Here is a 21,002-nt window from a genome sequence, read left to right as displayed (position 1 = left end):
CCGGACCGGTGTCCGCCCAAGGCCGGTGCCCGCCCCACCGGGCACCGCCCGCCGTCCCGATCAGCTCCGCCGCCGACCCAGTTGGAGACGCCATGACCTCCGGAGCCGCCATGAACTCCGCCGGGCCCGCCGCCGACGAAGCCTCCCTCACGGACCATCTGAGGTACTGGGCCGAACACCGTCCGCAGCAACGGTCCTTCAGCCATGTCGCCTTCCCCGACAGCTCCTCCGGCGGTCTGCACCGCACGCTCGGCTGGCGGGCGCTCGACGCCCGGGCCAGAGCGGTGGCGGCCCGCCTCGGCACCGTCGCGTCCCCCGGTGAACGGGCCGCCCTCGTCCTGCCACAGGGCCTGGACTACGTGTCCGGGTTCCTCGGCTGCCTGTACGCCGGCGTCATCGCCGTACCCCTCTTCGGACCCGAACTGCCGGGCCACGGGGACAGACTGGCGGCCGTGCTCGCCGACTGCGAACCGGCCTGTCTGCTCGCCGACTCCACCGCGGCCGGCGCGATCCGCGACTTCGTACGGGATCACCGGCTCCCGGACGTCCCGGTGATCCCCGTCGACCGACTCATCGCCCCGCGCGACGGATCCGGCCCGGACTGCTACGGTCGCCGATCGGTGTCGAGGCCGGTGTCGGGCCCGGAGTCCGGGCCGCAGCCGAGACCCGAGCCGGACGACATCGCCTACCTCCAGTACACCTCCGGCTCCACCCGCAGTCCGGCCGGCGTGATGATCAGCCATGCCAACGTCGTCGCCAACGCCCGCCAGGCGCTCGACGCGTTCGTCGCCGACCCGCGGACGAGCACGACGGTCGGCTGGCTGCCGCTCTTCCACGACATGGGACTCGTCCTCAGCATCGCCGCACCCGTCGTGGGCGGCTTCCCGTCCGTCCTCATGGACCCCGGCGACTTCCTCCGCGACCCCTCGCGCTGGCTGCGTCTCCTCGCCTCGTACGAGGGCACGATCAGCGCGGCCCCGAACTTCGCGTACGACTACTGCGTGGCCCGCACGGCCCCCCAGGACGTCGAGGAACTCCGCCTGGACCGCGTACGGGTGCTCATCAACGGCAGCGAGCCCGTACGGGCCGGCACGGTGGAGCGCTTCCGTGAGGCCTTCGCGCCCGCGGGGCTCGACCCCACGACACACTGCCCCGCGTACGGTCTGGCGGAGGCCACCGTCTTCGTGACCGCGAGCCCGTTGGGGGAACCCCTCTCGGCCGTCGCCTGCCGGGCCGACGCGCTCGCGGCGGGGCGGATCGAGGAGACGACGGCGGACGACGGGCACGCGGAGTCGGCCGTACTGGTCTCGTGCGGCACCCCGGTCGGGCAGGAACTGCGGATCGTCGGGGCCGACGGCGGCGTACGGCCGGCCGGACACGTCGGAGAGATCCAGCTGCGCGGGCCCAACATCGGCCTCGGCTACTGGAAGCACGCCGGACTCACGGCCGAGACCTTCGGCTTCGGCGCGGGGGAGGACTGGCTGCGGACGGGCGACCTCGGAGCCCTGCACGAGGGGCGGTTGCTCGTCACCGGCCGCCTCAAGGACGTACTCGTCGTGGACGGGCGCAACCACTACCCCCAGGACATCGAGGAGACCGTGCAGTCGGTCGTCCCCCTGGTCCGCCGGGACCATCTCGCCGCCTTCGGAGTGACCCGGCCCGACGCCGTGGGCGAGGAACTCGTCGTGGTCGCGGAGCACCGGCGGGACGCCGACCCGACGGCACAGGACATCCGCGTCGCCGAACGCGCCGTGCGCGCCGCCGTCTCGGCCCGGCACGGGCTGCGCCTGGGCTCACTGCTGCTCGTACCACCGGGCTCCGTCCCGCGCACCAGCAGCGGCAAGGTGTCCCGCGCGGCCACGCGGAAGCGTTTCCTCGACGACGGGTTCGGGCCGCGATGAGCGCGTCGCGCACGGCGGTCCGCGCGCTGGTCGCCGAACGGCTGCACGGCTGGTACGGCCTGCCGCCGGCCGAGTTGACCGACGACCGTCCGCTGGCCGAGGCCGGCCTGACCTCCCGCGACGCGCTGGCCCTGACAGCCGCGCTGGGCGAACTGGTGGGACGGCGGCTGCCGGACACGCTGCTGTGGGACGCGCCGACGATCGACGCGCTGGCGGAGCGGCTGGCCGGGGACGCCCCGACGACGACCTCCGCCCCAGCCCCTGCCGCCGCACCCACCCCGGCCCCCGGGGCCGCCGTCTCCGTCGCCGTCGTCGGCGTGGGCTGCCGCTTCCCCGGCGGTGTCACCTCCGCCGACGCCTACTGGCGGCTCCTCACCCGGGGCCGGGACGCCGTCGGCACCCTTCCGGCCGGCCGCTGGGACCCTTTCGTACGGGACCCGGAACAGCTGCCGGACGATGTGATCCGGCACGGCGCCTTCCTCGGCGGGCTCGACGCCGTCGCCGGTTTCGACGCCGAGTTCTTCGGGATCCCGGCGCACGAGGCCACCGCCATGGACCCGCAGCACCGCATGCTCCTGGAGGTCACCCGCGAGGCCCTCGACCACGGCTCCCTCTCCGCCGACGCGCTCGCGGGCACCCGTACCGGTGTCTTCGTGGGGATCAGCGGCAACGAGTACGCGCACCTCACGACCGCCGACCTCCGTGCCGTGGACGCCTGGACGGCCACCGGCGCCGCCCTGAGCGTCGCCGCGGGCCGCCTGTCGTACACCCTCGACCTGCGCGGCCCCAGCCTGTCCGTGGACACGGCGTGCTCGTCGTCGCTGGTGGCGGTGCACCACGCCGTACGCAGCCTGATGTCGGGCGAGAGCGACACGGCACTGGCCGCCGGAGCGAACCTGCTCCTGACCCCCGCCGTCACCCTCGGCTTCCAGCGCGCGGGCGCCCTCGCGCCGGACGGCCGCTGCAAGGCCTTCGACGCCGCCGCCGACGGGATCGTACGCGGCGAGGGCTGCGGGGTCGTCGTCCTGAAACGGCTCACGGACGCCGAGCGCGACGGCGACCGCGTCCTGGCGGTGATCCGCGCGACCGCCGTCAACTCCGACGGCCGCTCCAACGGGCTCACGGCCCCCAACGCCGAGGCCCAGCGCGCCCTCCTCGCCGAGGCGCACACCGATCCGGGAACCGTGGACTACGTGGAGGCCCACGGCACGGGCACCGCCCTCGGCGACCCGATCGAGGCGAGCGCGCTCGGTGCCGTCCTCGGCCGTGACCGCGCTCCGGAACAGCCCCTCCTGATCGGTTCAGCCAAGACCAACCTCGGCCATCTGGAGGCCGCCGCCGGTATCGCGGGCCTGGTCAAGACCGTGCTCGCCCTGCACCACGGCGAGATCCCCGGCCAGCTGCACTTCACCCGCCCGGGACCGCACGCCGACCTCGACGCGCTCGGGTTGCGCGTGGTCACCTCGCCCGAACCCTGGCCCCGCTACTCGGGCACCGCCACCGCGGGCGTCTCGGCCTTCGGCTTCGGCGGCACGAACGCCCACGCCGTCCTCACCGAACACCGCCCCACCCGTACGAGCCCGCCCGCGTCCGGGACCACCGAACGCCCCGCGCTGCTCCTGCTCGACGGCCCGACCACCGACCGCGTGCGCGCCTACGCGGGCGAGCTGACCGCCTGGCTGGACACCCCCGGCGGCCGACGCGTACGCGAAGCCGACCTCGCCCGTACGCTCGCGGGCCGCACCGGCCGCGGCCGGCACCGCGCGGCTCTCGTCACCCGGGACCGCACGGAGACCGTCACCGCGCTCACCCGCCTCGTCGACGGAGTTCCCTCTCCCCACCTGATCACGGGCCACGGAGCCCCGGGCGGCCCCGGACCGGTGGTATGGGTCTTCTCCGGCTACGGGTCCCAGTGGCCCGGCATGGGCAGCCGGCTCCTCGCGACGGAACCCGTGTTCACGGCCGCCGTCGACCGCCTCGAACCCCTCCTGCGCGAGCACGCGGGCCTCTCCCTGCGCGCCGGGCTCCACCCCGACGCCGACCTGTCGACCCCCGCCACCGTCATGCCCGTCCTGTACGGCATGCAGATCGCCCTCGCCGAACTGTGGCGGTCGTACGGCCTCGAACCCGCCGCCGTCATCGGCCACTCGCTCGGCGAGATCGCGGCGGCGGTCGTGTCCGGGGAACTGGACCCGTCGACCGGCGCCCGCATCGTCGCCGTCCGCTCCCGGCTGCTGGCCCGCCTGGACGGCGGAGCCATGGCGGTCGTGGACCTCCCGGCCGCCCAGATCCCAGCGCTCGCCCGCGAGTTCGAGTCCCTGCGGGTCGCCGTGCACGCCTCGCCCGCCCAGAGCGTGGTCACGGGGTCGGCCGAGGACGTCGCGGGACTGGTCGCCCGGGTGACCGAGGCCGGCGGCTTCGCCCGCTCACTGGGCGTGTCCGCGGCCGGGCACTCGCCCGAAGTGGAGCCGCTGCTGCCGGAACTGGCCTGGGAGCTGGGCGAGATCCGGCCCTCGTCGCCGCGCTGTCGTCGCTACTCCACCGCGCTCGACGATCCCCGCGCCACCGTCCCCTGCGACACGGAGTACTGGGCGGCCAACCTGCGCAACCCCGTCCGCTTCGCCCAGGCGGTGCGGGCGGCGGCCGAGGACGGAAACCGGGTCTTCGTCGAAGTCGCGCCGCACGCCACGCAGTCGCATCCGCTCACCGAGACGCTGCGCGACGCCGGGGCCGAGGACGCGCTCGTCGTGCCCACGCTGCGCCGCGGCACCGACGACGCCACGGGTTTCCGTACCTCGCTGGCCGCACTGCTCGTCCACGGCGTACGAGTGACCCGGCCGAGGGAGGGGCTGCATCCCGGGGCACGCATCGTGGACGTCCCGCCGCCCCGCTGGCGGCACCGCCGGTTCTGGGCGGGCGAGGAGACACCGTCCGAACAACCGCTCCGGACCGCGCGGCCGACCTCGGCGCCGGGGCCCGTCGCTACCCCGCTCGACCGACTCCGGCTGTGCGTGGCCGGGGTGATGGGCTACGCCCCTGACCGCCTGGATCCCGACACCCCGCTGACGGACCTGGGCCTGGACTCCCTCACCGCTGTCCGCATAAGGACCGCCGTTCAAGCGGAGTTCGACGCCGACGTGGCCCCGTCCACCCTCCTGAAACAAGGAACGCTCAGAGCGATAGCCAACCTGTTGACCGCACCCCTGCCAGGCACGCGGGGAACTGCGCGACCAGCCCCAACGCACCCGCATCCGCCCGCGAACGCCCTGCGCACCTTTCCCTCCACCGGCCCCCGCACCCCCCTCTTCCTGGCCCACGCCGCAGGCGGCTCCGCCGCCGTCTACGCCCGGCTGGCGGCCCGCCTCGACGGCGACCGCCCGGTGTACGGGTTCGACCGGCGGACGGACCCCGACGACGTGCCAGGCCGGGCGGCCGAGTTCGCCCGACGCATCACAGAGACGCACCCCGACGGCCCCTGGACACTGGGCGGCTGGTCCTACGGCGGCCTGGTCGCCCAGGAGGCGGCCGGCCTCCTCGCCCCGCACGGCCGGGTCGCGGCGCTGGTCCTGCTCGACTCCGTCCTGCCCCTGCCCACCCGCCTCCCTCCGGCAGAGCAGGCCCTGCGGCACTTCCGCGACTTCGCCGCGTACGTGCAACGCACCTACGGCGCGGCGCTCGACCTGCCGTACGACGAACTCGCCGGGCTCGACGACACGGGGAGGATCGACCTCGTCGTCAAGGTGCTGCGGGACACCGTCGAGCTGCCGGAAGCCGTCCTCGAACACCAGCGGACCTCCTACCTGGACCTGCGCAGCGGCGAACGGCACCTGCCCGGCGGGTACGCGGGCCGCACCCTGCTCTACCGCGCGAGCGAACCCGCCCCGTACACCGTCCGGGACCCCCGCTACGAGCGTGAGGACGCGACGCTCGGCTGGGACGCGCACTGCACCGACCTGACCGTCGTCCCGCTGCCTGGCCACCATCTGTCGCTGCTCGACCCACCGGTCGTCGACGACCTGGCCCGGTTGCTGACACGCGATCTGCGGGACTCCTGACGCGGGACTCCTGAAGGGACTTGCCCCATGACTCGTAAGCGCAGATGTGCCGCTCTCGCGGTGACGACGGCCCTGCTGGGTACGGGCGTCGTACTCACCGCCCCGCCGGGCGTCGCCGCACCCGTCAGAGCCGCCGCACCCGTCGCGGAGGCCGCCGCGAGTGCCACCGTCGTCGGCGAGACGTGGCTCGACGCCCGGACCGTCGACCTCACGATCGCCTCCCCGGCCGTCGGCGCCGCCCTGCCCGTACGCGTCGTCCTGCCGACCGGGTACGCCGCGCACCCCGACCGCACCTGGCCCGTCCTCTATCTCCTCCAGGGCGCCCACGACGACTACACGTCCTGGACCAGGGAGACGGACGTCGTCGACTTCCTCGCCGGGCAGGACGTCCTCACCGTGATGCCCTCGTCAGGCCCCACCGGCATCCCCACCGACTGGTGGAACTACGGAAGCGCCGACGCGCCCGACTACGAGACCTTCCAGGTCGAGGAGTTGATGGGCGTGCTGCAGCAGAGGTTCCGGGCGGGGACGAAGCGCGCCGTAGCGGGTGTGTCCACCGGCGGCTACGGCGCCCTGGCCTTCGCCGCGCGGCACCCCGGCACCTTCGGCGCGGCGGCCTCGTACAGCGGGATCCTCGACACCACGGCCCTCGGCATGCCGACCGTGCTCAACGCCATCGTCGCCCGGGAGCAACTGCTCCCGCTGACCCTCTGGGGCAGCTACCTGCTCGGCCGGGAGAACTGGAACCGGCACAACCCCTACGCCCAGGCACGCGCCCTGCAGGGCACCGGACTGTACATCTCGCAGGGCAGCGGCCTGCCGGGCGGCGACTTCGGCAACCTCGAAGGCGCCCTGCTGGAGGGCACGCTCTGGGCTCAGGCCCACCGTTTCACCGCGCGGCTCGACGCCCTGGGCATCGCGGCCCAGGTGCACCTGTACAGCGGGGGAGCGCACGCCTGGCCGAACTGGCGGCAGGAGTTCAAGGCGTCCTGGCCGACGCTCGCGAAAGGCCTCGGCCTGAGCTGACCCCGGCCCGAGCGGACCCGAGCCGACCCCACCCAAGGAGGAACCACCATGGACGCTCTGGCACAGGCCGTCGTCGCGGGAGCCGACCGCACGGAACTGGCACACCTCCCCACCCCCGGCCGCTTCACCGCCGCCCATCTGCGCGCGGAGGACGTGGACAGCTTCGCCGGGGTAGCCGACAAGGACGTCCGCAAGTCGATCCACCTCGGTGACGTACCGATGCCCGAACTCGCCCCGAACGAGGTGCTGGTGGCCGTCATGGCGAGCGGCATCAACTACAACACCGTCTGGTCGGCGATGTTCGAGCCCATCCCGACCTTCTCCTTCCTCAAGCACTTCGGCCGCCAGGACCGGTGGGCGGCCCGCCACGACCAGCCCTTCCACGTGATCGGCTCGGACGCGTCAGGAGTCGTCGTCCGCGCCGGTTCGGGCGTCCGCAGATGGCAGGTCGGCGACCAGGTCGTGGTGAGCCCGGTCTACGTCGACGAGGAGGACCCGGCCACCCACGCCGACGGCATGCTCGGCAACGGCATGCTGGCCTGGGGCTTCGAGACCAACTATGGCGGCCTCGCCCACTACGCCGTCGCCCGGGCCAGCCAACTCCTGCCCAAACCAAGCCACTTGACCTGGGAGGAGGCCGCCTCGAACCCACTGTGCGCGGGCACGGCGTACCGCATGCTCGTCAGTGACCGGGGAGCCCGGATGACCCAGGGCGACGTGGTCCTGATCTGGGGAGCGGCCGGCGGGCTCGGCGCGTACGCGGTCCAGTTGGTCCGCAACGGCGGCGGGATCGCCGTGGGCGTGGTCAGCAGCGAGCGCAAGGCGGAGTACGCCCGCCGCCTCGGGTGCCATGTGGTCATCAACCGGGAGGAGATCGGACTCAGCGGCGGTGAGGCGCCCGCGGACCCCTCCGTCGCCGGCAAGCGCCTCGGCAAGCTGATCCGGGCCGCGACGGGGGAGGACCCGCACATCGTCTTCGAGCACGTGGGCCGGGCCACCTTCGGTGTCTCCGTCTTCGTCGTACGCCGTGGCGGCGCGGTGGTCACCTGTGGCTCAAGCACGGGGTACCACCACGAGTTCGACAACCGTTATCTGTGGATGCGCCTCAAGCGCGTCATCGGCAGCCATGGCTCCAACCTCCACGAGCAGGCCGCCGTGCACCGTCTCCTCGACCTCGGCCACCTGGCCCCCGCGCTCACCGAGACCTACCCCCGCACCGACACGGCGGAGGCGGCCAGGCTGGTCCAGGGCAACGCCCACCTGGGCAAGGTCGGCGTCCTCTCCCTGGCCCCGGCGCCCGGCCTCGGTGTCACCGATCCGGCGCGCAGGGAGCTGGTCGCCCGCCCCGTGTGACCGAATCGTAGTAACAGCCCCGACGCGTCCGGGCCCCGTCGCTCACGACGGGGCCCGGACCATGAGAACGACGGATCCCGACAGGTAACCCGTGGCGTATGCACCTATTTACCCCGCCCGTGGTGGATCATGGTGACGAGTCAAGGGATTTATCGACTCGAATGGCCTGATGGGAGCGTGACGAAACCTTCACGGCGAGGGGTCGGTCAGGGTGATCCACTGGAGATCAAACCCGATAAGGTTCCCTGAGGTGCGGCGAGTTGACGCGACAGCGATCGGTTCACTCGCTGTCCGCGCATGCCTGTCACGGGGTCGACCACCTCGTGACGAGTGCAGCCCCCGAGTTTCCCCCCTGTTCGATCGTGTTGCTTTGAAGGATGCAGATGGAACTTGCCACTCCGCCACCGGCGGCGCGGGCACCGGTCCCCTGGTACAGCTGGTGGCTGCTGCCACTGGCCTTAGGGGCCGGCACCGTCGTCGCCGCGGTCGTCGGCTCCGACCAGGTCCGAATACCCGCGATCGTCTCCGGCGTCGTCGTCACGGCCGCGAGCGCCGTCACCGTACGGCTCCTGATCCGCTTCCAGCGTCAACTGCGCAGCAGCGCGGGTGAGTTCAGAAACGCGCAGGCCGAGCACTCCCAGCAGTGGCAGCAGCACGTGGCCGGCCTCGAACGGAAACACGCCGCCGAGCGCGCCGCCCACGACGCACAGCTCGCCGAACAGGCCACGGCCTACGAGACGCGGATCGCCGAGCAGAACCGGGCCTGGCAGGAACAGCTGGACCGGCAGCTCGCCGCGGTCGTCCAGCTCGCCGACGGCCTGCTGCCCGACGCGCTGGAGCGGCTCAGAGCCGGTGACTACATCGACGACCTGCTGCCCACGGCCGACCAGGGCGCCGAGGTCGGAGCCGACCTGCGGGCCGCGCTGCGCAAGGCACTCAGAACCGCGCTCATGGGTGTGGAGCAGGAACTCGACCGCTCCACCTCCGCCGAGCAGGCCGTCATCAGCATCGGCAGCCGCATCCACGTACTGACCAGCAAGCTGCGCGGTCGGCTGCACGAGATGCAGGGCGAGCACGGCAGGCTGCCGTCCGTCGCCCAGGGACTGATGGAGCTGGACCAGGAGCTCGGCCCCGCCGACTCCCTGGCCGCGAGCATCGGCGTACTCGGCGGCACCGACCGGCCCGGCCGGCAGTGGCAGGAGCCGCAGCGGCTGCTCAGCGTGGTGCGCGGCGGCATCGGCCGGATCAGGGACTTCGACCGGGTCCAGGTGCAGTACCTGCCCGAACTCGGCGTCGACGGCGGTCTGGTGGACCACCTCACGCTGATCTTCGCCCATCTGCTGGACAACGCGGCGCGCTACTCGCCGCCCACCGAGCCCGTGATCGTGTCGGGCAAGGAGGTCCCGAACGGCGTCGGCGTCGAGATCCAGGACTCCGGCAAGGGCCTGAGCGAGGAGAAGAAGCAGGAGGCGCTCCAGGCGCTCGAAGGCGTGGCACCCGGCCCCGGTATCGGCGGCGTGTCCGAGGACGCGCACCTCGGTCTGCGGGTGGTGGGAGTGCTGGCCCGCCGGTACGGCATCAGGGTCACCTTCGCGGACTCGCCCTGGCTCGGCACGTCGGTGGTCATCGTGGTACCTCACAAGTACTTCAGCCAGCTTCCCGCCGTCGTCACCCCACCGGCCCCGGCCGCCGAGGTCACGACCGCGCCGGACACCGAGGCCGTCGAGAGCGACACGGCGGCCGTGGCGACGGAGCCGGAGGAGACCGGGGACACCACGCCCGGCGGTCTGCCCAGGCGCCGCAGGCGAGCCGAGTCCGAGCGGCCCAAGTCGGCCGCACGGGAGGACGACTCCCTCGCCACCGCCTCGCACGCGGTACCGCCGGACGCGTCCTTCACCGGCCTGGCCGCCTTCGCCACGGCGGGGCGTGAGCCGATCGCCGACCGTGAGCCGGCCTCCGGCGTCGAGTCCACAGAGCACCGCACGGAAGAGAGCGACTAGTCCTCATGACGCAACAGGGAACCGACGTGAGCTGGGCGCTCCGCGATCTGGTCGAGAGCATCCAGGAGATCCGCTTCGCCCTTGTGGCCTCCAGCGACGGCAAGGCCATCACCTCCTACGGTGCCGACGACCCCGACGACGTGGACCGCTTCGCCGCCGTGGTGGCGGGACTGCAGGCACTGGCCCAGCCGGTGGCCGAGCAGTTCCCCAAGTACGCCGGGCAACTGCGGCTCGCGATGATCGAGGTCGACGGCGGCCACCTCTTCGTGGTGCGCGCGGGTGTGGAGACCTATCTCGGCGTCCTGGCCAGGGAGGGGCTCGACCAGGGCCTCCTCGGCCACCAGATGAGGGACCTGGCCCGGAGGATGGGTGAGCTCCTCGGCACCACTCCGCGCCTGGAGGAGCACTCTGGATGAGTGGTCCCCGTCGACCCAAGGACCCGTCCGGTCTTGAGCGCTACTACGTCCTCACGGGCGGTCGCAGCGGACCGGGCGGTTCGTCGTCGAGCCTTGACGTGGCGACCCTCATCACCTCCCGTGCGGCGGCCGGCCCCGGCCTGCAGCACGAACACGAGGAGATCCTCCGGCGCTGCCGTGATCCGTTGTCGGTGGCCGAACTCGGCGCCCACCTCGGACTGCCCTTCAACATTCTCGCGGTGCTCTTGGCCGATCTGCTGGACGCAGGCCGCGTTGAAGCCCGTGATCCCATCCCGGCGTCAGGCGCCGGTCGCGGGCCCGACCTCGCGCTCCTTGAGGAGGTACTCAGTGGACTTCAAAGGCTTTGACCATCCCGACCGCAACCCGGCCGACGGCACCCTGCCGGCCGGTGCCCGCTCGGTGAAGGTGATGATCGCCGGCGGCTTCGGCACCGGAAAGACCACCATGGTCCGCTCCGTCAGCGACATCAAGCCGCTCACCACCGAGGAGACGCTGACGCAGGCCAGCGCCGACGTCGACAACCTGATCGGGGTGGCGGACAAGCAGGAGACCACGGTCAGCCTGGACTTCGGCAAGATCGGCATCAACGACCAGCTGATGCTCTACCTGTTCGGCACCCCCGGGCAGGAACGATTCTGGTTCCTGTGGAACGGCCTGTTCAAAGGTGCGCTCGGGGCCGTCGTCCTGGTCGACACCCGCAGGCTGGCCTCCAGCTTCCGGGCCATCGAGGAGATGGAGCGGCAGAACGTCCCGTTCGTGATCGCCCTGAACGTCTTCCCGGACTCCAAGGACCACCCGGTCGAGGAGATCCGGGACGCCCTGGACATCTCCCCGGACATCCCGGTGGTGGCCTGCGACGCCCGCGACCGGGCCTCCAGCCGTGATGTGCTCATCGCGCTGATACGGCACCTCAAGGAACGCTCCGCAGTCGCACTGGAGTCCCGATGACCGACCAGCCCTTAAACGACGGCCCCGACGCCCCGCGCGGCTGCCCGGTCGCGCACGGCGGGGGAGCGGACCCCACCCGGCTCTACGGGCCCGAGGCCGCCGTCGATCCGATCGGCATCTACGGGCGGCTGCGCAAGGAACACGGGCCCGTCGCGCCGGTCCTGCTGGAGGGCGACGTGCCCGCCTGGCTGGTGCTCGGCTACCGGGAGAACCGGCGGGTGCTCGACAACCCCCGCCAGTTCAGCCGCGACTCGCGGATCTGGCGGGACTGGAAGGAGGGCCGCGTCGAGAGCACCTCACCGCTGATGCAGATGGTGGGCTGGCGGCCCGACTGTGTCTCGCAGGACGGCGAGCCGCACCGCAGGCTGCGCAGCGCGGTCACCGACAATCTGCAGGCCGTCTCGGGCCGCGGTATCCGCCGCCATGTCACGCACTTCGCCAACAAGCAGATCGACGCGTTCGCCGAGGCGGGCACCGCCGACCTGGTGTCCGAGTACGCCGAGTACCTGCCGATGCTCGTACTCACCAGGGTGTTCGGGCTCGCGGAGAGCGAGGGGCGGCGCCTCGCAGAGTCGTCCGCGCAGGTGATCAAGGGTGGCGCCGAGGCGCTCGCCCACAACGACCGCATCATGCAGATCCTCGGCGAACTCACCGAGCGCAAGCGGGTGGAGCCGGGCTCCGACTTCACCACCGGGTTGCTGGAACACCACGCCGACCTCGACGAGGACGAGATCGTCAACCATCTGCGTCTTGTGCTGATCACCGCGCACACCACGACCAGCAACCTGCTCGCACGGGTGCTGCAACTGGTCCTCACGGACGCGGGCCGGCTCTCCGGGCTGGTCAGCGGGCAGTTGAACATCTCCGCCGTCGTGGAGGAGGTCATGTGGAACACTCCGCCGCTGGCCGTCCTGCCGGGGCGGTTCGCGACCGCGGACATGGAACTCGGCGGGCACCGGCTCCAGGAGGGCGACCTGCTGGTGCTCGGCCTGACCGCCGGCAACATCGATCCGGAGATCCGGCCCGACGTGGGTGTCTCCGTGCACGGCAACCAGTCGCATCTGGCGTTCAGCGGGGGGCCGCACGAGTGCCCTGGGCAGAACATCGGACAGGCGATCATCGAGACCGCCGTCGATGTTCTGCTGCACCGGTTGCCGGGGTTGCGGCTCGCCGTGACTCCGGAGGAGCTGACCGCTACCGCGTCCACCTGGGAGGCGAGGCTGGACCGGTTGCCGGTTCAGTTCGCCACGTAGGCCTGTTCCGGGTCGTGTGTCGGGTGCGGTGCGGGTGCGTGGGGGCTGGTCGCGCGGTTCCCCGCCCCCTCCGAGAGCACCTCTTCGGCAGCGGTGCCGAAGAGGTGCCGGGAAATCGTTGTCGGACTGCCGGAAGTCGGACTGCCGGAAGTCGGACTGCCAGGAGTCAGACCGCCAAGAGGTCGTCCAGGGAGCCCTTGCCCGCCAGTTCCGCCTGGGAAGCGGGGGTTTCCTTGTCGGCGGCGTAGCGGCCCGAGGTCAACGCCCATTCGTAGTTGCCGTTGATCCAGTGCTGGATCGCCTCGACGCCCATCCGGACCCTGCCGCGCTCCTCCTCGTTCAGACCCAGCTCGTCGCACATCCGCGGGACCTGCGACTCCAGTTCGAGGTACTCCGCGAGGCGGTCCGAGGTCATCCGGAACGCCTCGTCGGCGGCCTCCTGCCAGCCGCACCGGCGCTCGCGGTGCAGGACGGCTATCAGGTTGTGCCCGTCGCCCCGGCGTTTCTCGCGCTCGAAGGAGTGGATGTCGTTCATGAAGCCGATGGTGTCGGCGGCGAGGTCCCGCATCCTCTCCATGAGCGGATGGGCCTCCGCCTCGGGAGGCACCTCGAAGCCGCGGCTGCGCTCCCCGGCGTCGATGCTGTGGTGGATGCCCACCGTACGGCGACGGAACGCCGCGTACTCCTGGAGGTCGAGCGTGCCGGCCAGGCCGCGGGAGGCGAGGTCGACCTCCTCGGTGTGCGCCACGAGGAAACGGCCCCAGGAGGCCGCGAACCGGGTACGCCATGTCAGAGACATGCCATCCGAAAGATGGGCCCATACCTCGGCCCAGGCCATCGTGATGGGGCAGACCACCCGGGGGGTGATGCCCGCGGGCCGCAGGGGGGTGACGATGAGTTCCCGTGCCACCTCGGCTATGCGGTCGGCACGGTCGGGCCTGCCCGAGTCGAACTGGTCGTCGAAGAGGAAGGCCAGCGAGAACCAGTTCATCAGGACGACCAAGTCGTCGGCGGAGGCGTGGGGATAGGTACGGGCGGCAGCCTGGGGCAGGTCCCAGGACCGGTACTCCTCGAAGCCGGCGTTGCTGCGCACCAGGCCCTTGTCCCACACCCAGCGCAGATGGCGGGCCTGGGCGTAGTCCAGGTGTGCGCTGACCGGGGTGGCGAAGGGGAGGTCGAACCTGACGTCCTGCGGCATTCGCGTCCTCTCTAGAGACGAATTCACAGGGCCCCCGCCCCTGCGCGCGGGCATGCGAAAGTGACGCCCACTGACTCGAACTGCGCTTCCTGAGGCGAAAGTTGACTCGATTTACGCTACGAGGTTGCCCTGATCGTAAATGATCTATGCCGCGACCTCGGTGACTTCACCGTGACCTGCATTACATCGCTCCGTGACCTCGGCGATTTGTCGGCCTCCGTGGCCGAATGGGCGCGGTTGCCCCCTCGGGGCCGCACGCGACCGGTTGCGCGGGCTGTTCCGCGCGCGACGGGGTACCCGGTCAACGAGCAGTGGGCGGATGGCCGTTCGCGCTCGGTCCGTCTTCGGAGGAGATATGGCACAGGTAGTGGCAGGCATCGTGGTTCTGGACTGCTCGGAACCTGAGAAACTCGCCGCGTTCTACAAGGAGTTCCTCGACGGCGAGGAGACCGACGCGACGGCGAACCGGGTGGAGATCAGGGGGGCCGAGGGCATGCGGCTGGCGTTCCGCAGGGACGTGAACGCGACCCCGCCCAGCTGGCCGCGCCCCGAGAACTCCCTCCAGGCCCACCTGGACTTCTACGTCGATGACCTGGACGAGGCCGAGCGCAAGGTCATCGGGCTCGGCGGGCGCCCGCTGGAGACGAAGGACGCGGGCGGCCCGTACGAGGAGCGCGGATACGCCGACCCGTCGGGCCACTCGTTCACCTTGCGCACGGAGTCGGCGACCGCGCCCAAGCAGGGCTGAGCCCGGTCGGGGCCGGGCCGCCCCCGGGAACGGACCGTTCAGGCGCGGTGGGCGCGCAGGGCCGCCAGGGCGCGGTCCGCGTGCGCGCTCATCCGGATCTCGCTGCGCACCACTTCGAGGATCGTCCGGTCCTCGGCGATGACGAAGGTGACCCGCTTGGTGGGCGCCAGCGAGAAACCGCGCTTCACCGCGAACAGCTCGCGGACCGTACCGTCCGGGTCGGACAACAGCGGATACCCGAGGGTGTGCTTCTCGGTGAACTCCCGCTGACGCTCGACCGTGTCACCGCTGATCCCCACCGGCCGAGCCCCGGCGGCCGTGAACTCGGCGGCCAGATCGCGGAAGTGGCATGCCTCGGAGGTGCAGCCGGCGGAGAGCGCCGCCGGGTAGAAGAACAGCACGACGGGCCCTTCGCCCAGCAGCTCCGAGAGCTGCCGGGGCGTGCCCGTCTCGTCGGGGAGAGTGAAGTCCTCAACCGTGTCGCCCACCGCTGCCTGGTTCGTCACGACTGCTCCCTGACTCTCGGCCACCTGTAGGAAGGCCACCGTACTGGACGGTACGGAGCGTCAGTCGCGGCCCCCCTTGTCGTCGCCGGGCCACACTCCGGTGGAGCGCTCGATGGCCTTCGCGCCGGTGCGGTCCACCGCGCTGCGGACGACCGCGAAGATCGCGCCCTGGACGGCCGCCGCGAGCAGCACCTCGCCCCAGCCGCGGTCCTTGTCCAGCGCGTCGGGCGCGTCGTCCTCGTGGCGGATCACCTTCCAGACCTTCTGGAACGCCAGCCCGGCCAGGGTTCCGCTCGTCCAGCCGAGCAGGAATCCGACGGGCTTGTAGACGACGGGCAGGCTCTTCTTCTTCGGCACCAGGCTCTCCTTCGGTAGCTGTTTTTCCAGGACATCAGGCGAGTGTCCAGTTCAGCGGCGAATACGCGGCCCCGCTCCCGTCAGGGCCGGCCCGCCGCCGGTACCTCTTCGCCCTCGCGCACGGGACCCGGCGGGCTCCCGTCCCCGAACGGGCGCCCGCCCAGCTCCTCGCGGCCGTGCGAGGTCAGCCAGCCGGAGAGATCGGGGCCGCGCGGCACGACACGGGTCGGGTTGATGCCCTCGTGGACCTGGTAGTAGTGCCGCTTGATGTGATCGAAGTCGACGGTGTCCCCGAACCCGGGCGTCTGGTAGAGATCGCGGGCGTACGCCCACAGCACCGCGTCCTCCGTCAGCTTGTGGCGGTTGCACTTGAAGTGGCCGTGATAGACCGCGTCGAAGCGGACCAGGGTCGTGAACAGCCGGATGTCCGCCTCGGTGATCGTGTCCCCGACCAGATATCGCTGCCCCGCGAGCCGCCGCGACAGCAGCTCAAGCCGCCGGAACACACCCTCGTAGGCCGCTTCGTACTCCTCCTGGCCGGTCGCGAACCCGGCCCGGTACACCCCGTTGTTGACGTCCTCGTACACCTCCTCCATGACCTCGTCGATCTCGTCGCGGAGTCCTTGCGGATAGAGGTCGGGCGCCCCTTCGCGGTGCAGGTCCCGCCACTCGGTGGCGAGGTCCAGGGTGAGCTGCTGGTAGTCGTTGGTCACCAGGCGCCCGCTGTCCACGTCCACCACGGCGGGCACACTGACACCGCCCGGAGCACCCGGCTCACGGGCCTCGTACGCCTCGGCGAGGTAGCGGATGCCCAGCACCGGGTCACGGCCGCCCGGATCCAGCGTGAAGCGCCAGCTGCGGTCGTCCTGGATCGGGTCGGTGACCGCCATCGGCAGGGCGTCCTCAAGCCCCAGCAGCCGCCGCGAGATCACCGCGCGGCTCGCCCAGGGGCAGGCCCGGCTGACGACCAGCCGGTAGCGCCCGGCCCCGACCGGCCAGCCGTCGCGTCCGTCGGCCGTCACACGGTCCGAGAAGTGGCTCTTCGACCGCTTGAAGGACTTCTTCCCGTACGCGCTGTTGCCCTCGACGCTGCCCTCGGTGTCGCTCATGCGGTGTCTTCCTTTCGTACGTCCGCCTCCGTACGTGTTCCCCGAAACCGCCGTCACCTTCGTGTGAGGAAGGGTGAGCGGGGCATTCGGCGGAGGTGAACCGTAAGCCTTCCTCCTCCTCGGACCGCCGCACCCGTGTCACCGTGCTGGTGGCACTGGCCGCCAACCTCGTGATCGCCGTCGCCAAGGCCGTGGGTGGTCTGTTCGCCGGATCGCCCGCCCTGCTGTCGGAGGCCGCGCACTCGGTGGCCGACAGCCTGAACGAGGTCTTCCTCCTGGCCGCCCTGCGGCGCAGCCGGCGCCCCGCCGACAACCGTCACCCCTTCGGCTACGGCAAGGAACGCTTCTTCTGGTCACTGCTGGCCGCCGTCGGCATCTTCCTGATGGGCGGCTGCTTCTCCTTCTTCCAGGGCTTCGAAGCCCTGGGCAGCGAGGGCTCCGAGTCCCACAGCGGCTATGTGGCGGGGCTCGTGGTCCTGGTCGTGGCGCTCCTCGCCGAGGGAGGCTCCCTGCTGCGGGCGCTGCACCAGGTGCGGCAGCAGGGCGGATTCTCGGCCGAGATCCGTGACCCGGCGCTGCGCACCGTCATCGCCGAGGACGGCACGGCCGTACTGGGCGTGCTCTTCGCGATCACCGGCATGGCCCTGCACATGGTCACCGGCCAGGTCGTCTACGAGGCGTCGGCCTCCATCGCCATCGGGGGACTCCTGGTCTACGTGGCGTACCGGCTGGGCCGTGACGCGCGCGACCAGCTGATCGGCCAGGCCACCGACGAGGAGTCGAGCAGCCGCATCCGTGCCCTGCTGGAGGCGCAGCCCGAGATCGACTCCGTGGAGTCCCTGCTGACCATGCAGCTCGGCCCCGACTCGACCCTGGTGGCCGCCCGCGTCGACCTGACGCCCGGCCTGGACAGCGAGGAGGTCGAACTCGTCGCCGTACGCATCAAGGCGTCCGTCTCCAACCTGGTCCCGCAGGTCGACCAGATCTTCCTCGACGTGACCGACGCCCGCCTGGCGCGCCGCGCGGCCGCACAGGAAAATGGCCCCGCCGCGACGGGGGAGCGCGGCGGGACCTGAACGTCGGGTGCCCGACGCTCACCGGTTCATGCACACCTTCTTCGAGCGGGTCAGTCGCCGGTGGTCGGCTCCAGGACGAAGACCGGGATCTCGCGGTCGGTCTTCTTCTGGTAGTCGGCGTAGTCCGGGAAGGCGGCGACCGCCCGCTCCCACCACTGGGCCTTCTCCTCGCCGGTCACCTCCCGCGCGGTCATGTCCTGGCGCGTCGGGCCGTCCTGGAGTTCCACATGGGGGTCGCCGACCACGTTGTGGTACCAGACGGGGTGCTCGGGCGCGCCGCCCAGTGAGGCGACGGCGGCGTAGCGGCCCTCGTGCTCGACCCGCATGAGCGGCGTCTTGCGGATCTTCCCGCTCTTCGCGCCCCGGGTGGTCAGCACGATCACGGGACGTCCCGTATCCCGCAGGGTCGTTCCCTCGGTACCGCCGGAACGCTCGTACAGCTCCACCTGATCGCGCACCCACTGGGTGGGACTGGGCTCGTACTCACCCTCAAGAGGCATGTCATCCATCCCATCGATCGTCGTCGTGTACGACTCGTGCAGGTTCGTGCCGACCACCGTCGACTCCTGCCGACTCCTGCCGACTCGGAATTCAACACGCTCGCCTCGTCCGTTTCATCCCGCACGAGACGTTTCACCCTGACACCTGCCCGAGTACGGCCGTACGAGTCACCGCTAGAACGGGAAGTGCGCCTGCTGCGTGGCCAGGGTCACCCAGCGGGTGTTGCTGAACGCCTCGATGCCCCAGCGCCCGCCGAAGCGCCCGTACCCGCTGCCCTTGAAGCCGCCGAACGGAGCGTTCGGCTCGTCGGCGACCGACTGGTCGTTGACATGCACGATGCCGGTACGGATCCGCCGGGCGACCCTGAGCCCATGGGTGCCGTTCTCGGTGATGATCCCGCAGGTCAGCCCGTGCTCCGTGGAGTTGGCGAAGGAGATCGCCTCGTCGTCCGTGGTGAAGGTGCTGATCACGGCCAGCGGGCCGAAGGCCTCCCCGTGGTACAGCTCGGCCTCCTCGGGAAGGTCGGTCAGGACGGTCGCCGGATGCACGGCTCCCTCGGGCGCGGCGCCCCCGGTGAGGACGGTCGCGCCCTTGGCGACGGCGTCCTCCACGAGCGCCGCGACCCGGCGGGCGGCGTCCGGGGTGACGAGCGGGCCGACGACGGTGTGCGGATCGGCAGGGTCGCCGGACGCGAGCGACTCGGTCTTCGCGGTGAACTTGGCCGTGAACTCCTCGGCGAGGCTCTCGTGCACGAGGATCCGGTCGGCGGACATGCAGATCTGGCCGGAGTTCATGAAGACCGAGAAGACGGCGGCGTCGACCGCGTAGTCGACGTCGGCGTCGTCCAGCACGATCACCGAGTTCTTGCCGCCGAGTTCGAGGACCGCGGGCTTCAGATGCCGGGCCGCGTGCACACCGATGATCCGGCCGACCCCCGTGGAGCCGGTGAAGTTGACGGCCCGTACGCGCTCGTCGGCGACCAGGGCCTCGGCGACGGCGGCCGCGTCCTCGGGGGCGTTCGTGATCACGTTCAGGACCCCGTCGGGCAGACCCGCCTCGCGCAGGATGTCCGCGATGAACAGACCGCAGGCGATCGGCGCGTCCTCGCTGGGCTTCATCACCACGGTGTTGCCCGCGGCGAGCGGCGCGGCGACGGCCCGTACCCCCAGGATGACCGGGGCGTTCCACGGCGAGAAGGCGGCCACGACACCGACGGGCTCGCGGATCGCGAGTCCCAGCGCGCCCTCCTCCTGAGCGCTCAGGACCTCTCCGCGCGGCGCGGTCACCGCGGCGGCGGCCTCGCGGAGGATGTTCGCGGCGAGACCGACGTTGAACATGGCCCAGGGCCGGGTGCCGCCCACCTCGCCCGCCATGATCCGTACGGCGTCCTCGGTGCGGGCCTCCAGGAGGTCGGCCGCGGTCAGGAAGATCTTGCGCCGCTGCGCCGGACCGAGCGCGGCCCACCCCTCGAACGCGGCGTCGGCGGCGTCCACGGCCCGGGTGACGTCCTCGACGCCCGCCGCGGCGACCGTGGCGTACAGCCGCGAGCTGTAGGGATTCACGTCCTCGGCGGTGCGGCCGGAGACCGCGGGCTGGTCCTTGCCGCCGATCAGCAGGTCACGATGGAGGGTCATGCGCGGCTCTTCCCGTCGGATCGACGCGCGCGACGCGCTCCGCGACGGAACGCCCGCGTTCGTCTGGTGAACAATCGTCCATTGAAGTTTCAATTGAAGTCTGCAACCCGCGGGGGCGTCAGTCAATGGCCGACCGGCACGCCGTTCGAGTCGGACCAGCCGGCTGGGGCGAGCCGGCTGAGTCGACCAGCGCGCGGGCCGCCCGCCCGGCCCGGGCGGCGGGTTCCGCGCTCTGTTCGACGGCGGCGGTGACCATGGCGCCCTCCGCCAGCAGATACAGGTGACCGGCCAGCTCGGCTGGCAGCCCGGCGTCGTCCACCAAGCGGCCCACATACTCCCTGAAGGCCCGCTTGTGGGCGCGGACCTGCTCGGCCACCGGCTCCGACACGGCGCCCAGCTCCCCGTACGAGTTGATCCAGGCGCAGCCGCGGAAGCCGGGCTCGCGGAACCAACCGCCCAGCCAGTCGAAGACCGCGAGGACGCGCTGCCGTGCGTCCTCGTGACCGTCCACGTACTTGGCGAGCCGCTGCCGCCAGCGGAGGTCGCGTCGCTCCAGATAGGCCACCACCAGGTGCTCCTTGGCGGGGAACAGCTGGTAGAGCCGCTTGAGCGAGACCCCGGAGGCGCCACGGATGTCGTCCATGCCGACGGACTGTATGCCGCGCCCGTAGAACAGCGCCTCCGCCGCGTCCAGGGCCCGTTCCCTGGCGACCGGACTGTCCATGTACCGGCTCACTCCTTGGCGTCCTGACCTTGAGCCCTGACCCGGTGTCCTGACTCGGTGTTTCGACTGGCGTCTTGACGCGAGAACCAGCGTTCTCTACGTTAGCAGCCGCCCGGAGAACGTACGTTCTCCGGGCGGGCCCTCACCAGCTCGCCGGCAAGTCCATTCCGAGAGGA

18 protein-coding genes are annotated in these 21,002 nt (G+C 71.4%); 11 read left to right on the top strand and 7 right to left on the bottom strand.

The annotated features are described in order from the left end of the window. Positions 1-92 precede the first annotated feature (92 nt). From ACIOKD_RS28120 to ACIOKD_RS28080, 9 genes are all read left to right on the top strand, one after another. Positions 93-1,901 (top strand): fatty acyl-AMP ligase, encoded by a 1,809-nt coding sequence (locus ACIOKD_RS28120; RefSeq protein WP_402089528.1) that lies wholly within the window; start codon positions 93-95, stop codon positions 1,899-1,901. Continuing rightward, entirely contained in the window at positions 1,898-5,956 is a 4,059-nt protein-coding gene (locus ACIOKD_RS28115) for an alpha/beta fold hydrolase (RefSeq protein WP_402089527.1), read from the top strand. Before ACIOKD_RS28120 ends, ACIOKD_RS28115 begins: the two co-directional genes overlap by 4 nt. A gap of 27 nt (positions 5,957-5,983) precedes the next feature. After that, complete coding sequence (locus tag ACIOKD_RS28110; RefSeq protein WP_402089525.1) at positions 5,984-6,982, top strand: alpha/beta hydrolase; 999 nt, start codon at positions 5,984-5,986, stop codon at positions 6,980-6,982. A 48-nt stretch (positions 6,983-7,030) separates the two neighbouring features. Then, positions 7,031-8,335 carry a crotonyl-CoA carboxylase/reductase gene (ccrA, locus tag ACIOKD_RS28105; RefSeq protein WP_402089523.1) on the top strand — a complete coding sequence of 435 codons (1,305 nt, stop codon included), beginning with the start codon at positions 7,031-7,033 and terminating at the stop codon, positions 8,333-8,335. Between the two features lie 383 nt (positions 8,336-8,718). Further along, positions 8,719-10,335 (top strand): sensor histidine kinase, encoded by a 1,617-nt coding sequence (locus tag ACIOKD_RS28100; protein WP_402089521.1) that lies wholly within the window; start codon positions 8,719-8,721, stop codon positions 10,333-10,335. A gap of 5 nt (positions 10,336-10,340) precedes the next feature. After that, on the top strand, positions 10,341-10,751 hold the full coding sequence (locus ACIOKD_RS28095; RefSeq protein WP_055611716.1) for a roadblock/LC7 domain-containing protein: 411 nt from the start codon (positions 10,341-10,343) through the stop codon (positions 10,749-10,751). Continuing rightward, positions 10,748-11,119 (top strand): DUF742 domain-containing protein, encoded by a 372-nt coding sequence (locus ACIOKD_RS28090; RefSeq protein ID WP_402089518.1) that lies wholly within the window; start codon positions 10,748-10,750, stop codon positions 11,117-11,119. The genes ACIOKD_RS28095 and ACIOKD_RS28090 overlap by 4 nt, the downstream gene beginning before the upstream one ends. Continuing rightward, entirely contained in the window at positions 11,100-11,720 is a 621-nt protein-coding gene (locus tag ACIOKD_RS28085) for a GTP-binding protein (RefSeq protein WP_402089516.1), read from the top strand. The genes ACIOKD_RS28090 and ACIOKD_RS28085 overlap by 20 nt, the downstream gene beginning before the upstream one ends. After that, the gene (locus ACIOKD_RS28080) at positions 11,717-12,973 is read left to right on the top strand and encodes a cytochrome P450 (protein ID WP_402089514.1); all 1,257 of its coding nucleotides are present in this window, start codon (positions 11,717-11,719) and stop codon (positions 12,971-12,973) included. Before ACIOKD_RS28085 ends, ACIOKD_RS28080 begins: the two co-directional genes overlap by 4 nt. Positions 12,974-13,139: 166 nt before the next feature. Here ACIOKD_RS28080 and ACIOKD_RS28075 read toward each other — a convergent pair whose 3' ends face one another. Then, positions 13,140-14,171, bottom strand: coding sequence for a 7-epi-alpha-eudesmol synthase (locus tag ACIOKD_RS28075; protein ID WP_402089512.1), 1,032 nt, complete (start codon positions 14,169-14,171; stop codon positions 13,140-13,142). A gap of 355 nt (positions 14,172-14,526) precedes the next feature. Between ACIOKD_RS28075 and ACIOKD_RS28070 the strand changes: the two genes are divergently transcribed. Then, on the top strand, positions 14,527-14,919 hold the full coding sequence (locus ACIOKD_RS28070) for a VOC family protein (protein WP_402089510.1): 393 nt from the start codon (positions 14,527-14,529) through the stop codon (positions 14,917-14,919). 38 nt (positions 14,920-14,957) lie between these two features. Here the strand turns inward: ACIOKD_RS28070 and ACIOKD_RS28065 are convergent, their stop codons facing one another. The 3 genes from ACIOKD_RS28065 to ACIOKD_RS28055 all read right to left on the bottom strand — a co-directional run bounded on the left by ACIOKD_RS28065 (position 14,958) and on the right by ACIOKD_RS28055 (position 16,891). Beyond that, a complete protein-coding gene (locus ACIOKD_RS28065; protein WP_402089508.1) occupies positions 14,958-15,425 on the bottom strand; it encodes a peroxiredoxin in 468 nt (155 codons plus the stop codon). Between the two features lie 60 nt (positions 15,426-15,485). Continuing rightward, positions 15,486-15,782: a DUF4235 domain-containing protein gene (locus ACIOKD_RS28060; protein WP_402089506.1), complete on the bottom strand. Its 297-nt coding sequence runs from the start codon at positions 15,780-15,782 to the stop codon at positions 15,486-15,488. 80 nt (positions 15,783-15,862) lie between these two features. Further along, positions 15,863-16,891, bottom strand: a complete 1,029-nt coding sequence (locus tag ACIOKD_RS28055) for a glutathione S-transferase family protein (protein ID WP_402089504.1) — start codon at positions 16,889-16,891, stop codon at positions 15,863-15,865. A 95-nt stretch (positions 16,892-16,986) separates the two neighbouring features. Between ACIOKD_RS28055 and ACIOKD_RS28050 the strand changes: the two genes are divergently transcribed. Further along, positions 16,987-17,967 (top strand): cation diffusion facilitator family transporter, encoded by a 981-nt coding sequence (locus ACIOKD_RS28050; protein WP_402089502.1) that lies wholly within the window; start codon positions 16,987-16,989, stop codon positions 17,965-17,967. Between the two features lie 50 nt (positions 17,968-18,017). Here the strand turns inward: ACIOKD_RS28050 and ACIOKD_RS28045 are convergent, their stop codons facing one another. From ACIOKD_RS28045 to ACIOKD_RS28035, 3 genes are all read right to left on the bottom strand, one after another. Further along, positions 18,018-18,467 (bottom strand): nitroreductase family deazaflavin-dependent oxidoreductase, encoded by a 450-nt coding sequence (locus tag ACIOKD_RS28045; protein ID WP_402089678.1) that lies wholly within the window; start codon positions 18,465-18,467, stop codon positions 18,018-18,020. 174 nt (positions 18,468-18,641) lie between these two features. Then, positions 18,642-20,102, bottom strand: a complete 1,461-nt coding sequence (locus ACIOKD_RS28040) for an aldehyde dehydrogenase family protein (protein WP_402089500.1) — start codon at positions 20,100-20,102, stop codon at positions 18,642-18,644. Positions 20,103-20,220: 118 nt separating this feature from the next. Then, complete coding sequence (locus ACIOKD_RS28035; RefSeq protein ID WP_402089498.1) at positions 20,221-20,826, bottom strand: TetR/AcrR family transcriptional regulator; 606 nt, start codon at positions 20,824-20,826, stop codon at positions 20,221-20,223. Positions 20,827-21,002: the final 176 nt, after the last annotated feature.

This window comes from Streptomyces sp. NPDC087844 (assembly GCF_044742785.1).
Classification (GTDB): Bacteria; Actinomycetota; Actinomycetes; order Streptomycetales; family Streptomycetaceae; genus Streptomyces.
The sequence above is the reverse complement of the archived record's forward strand: the minus strand, read 5'-3'. Positions and strand labels throughout refer to the sequence as shown.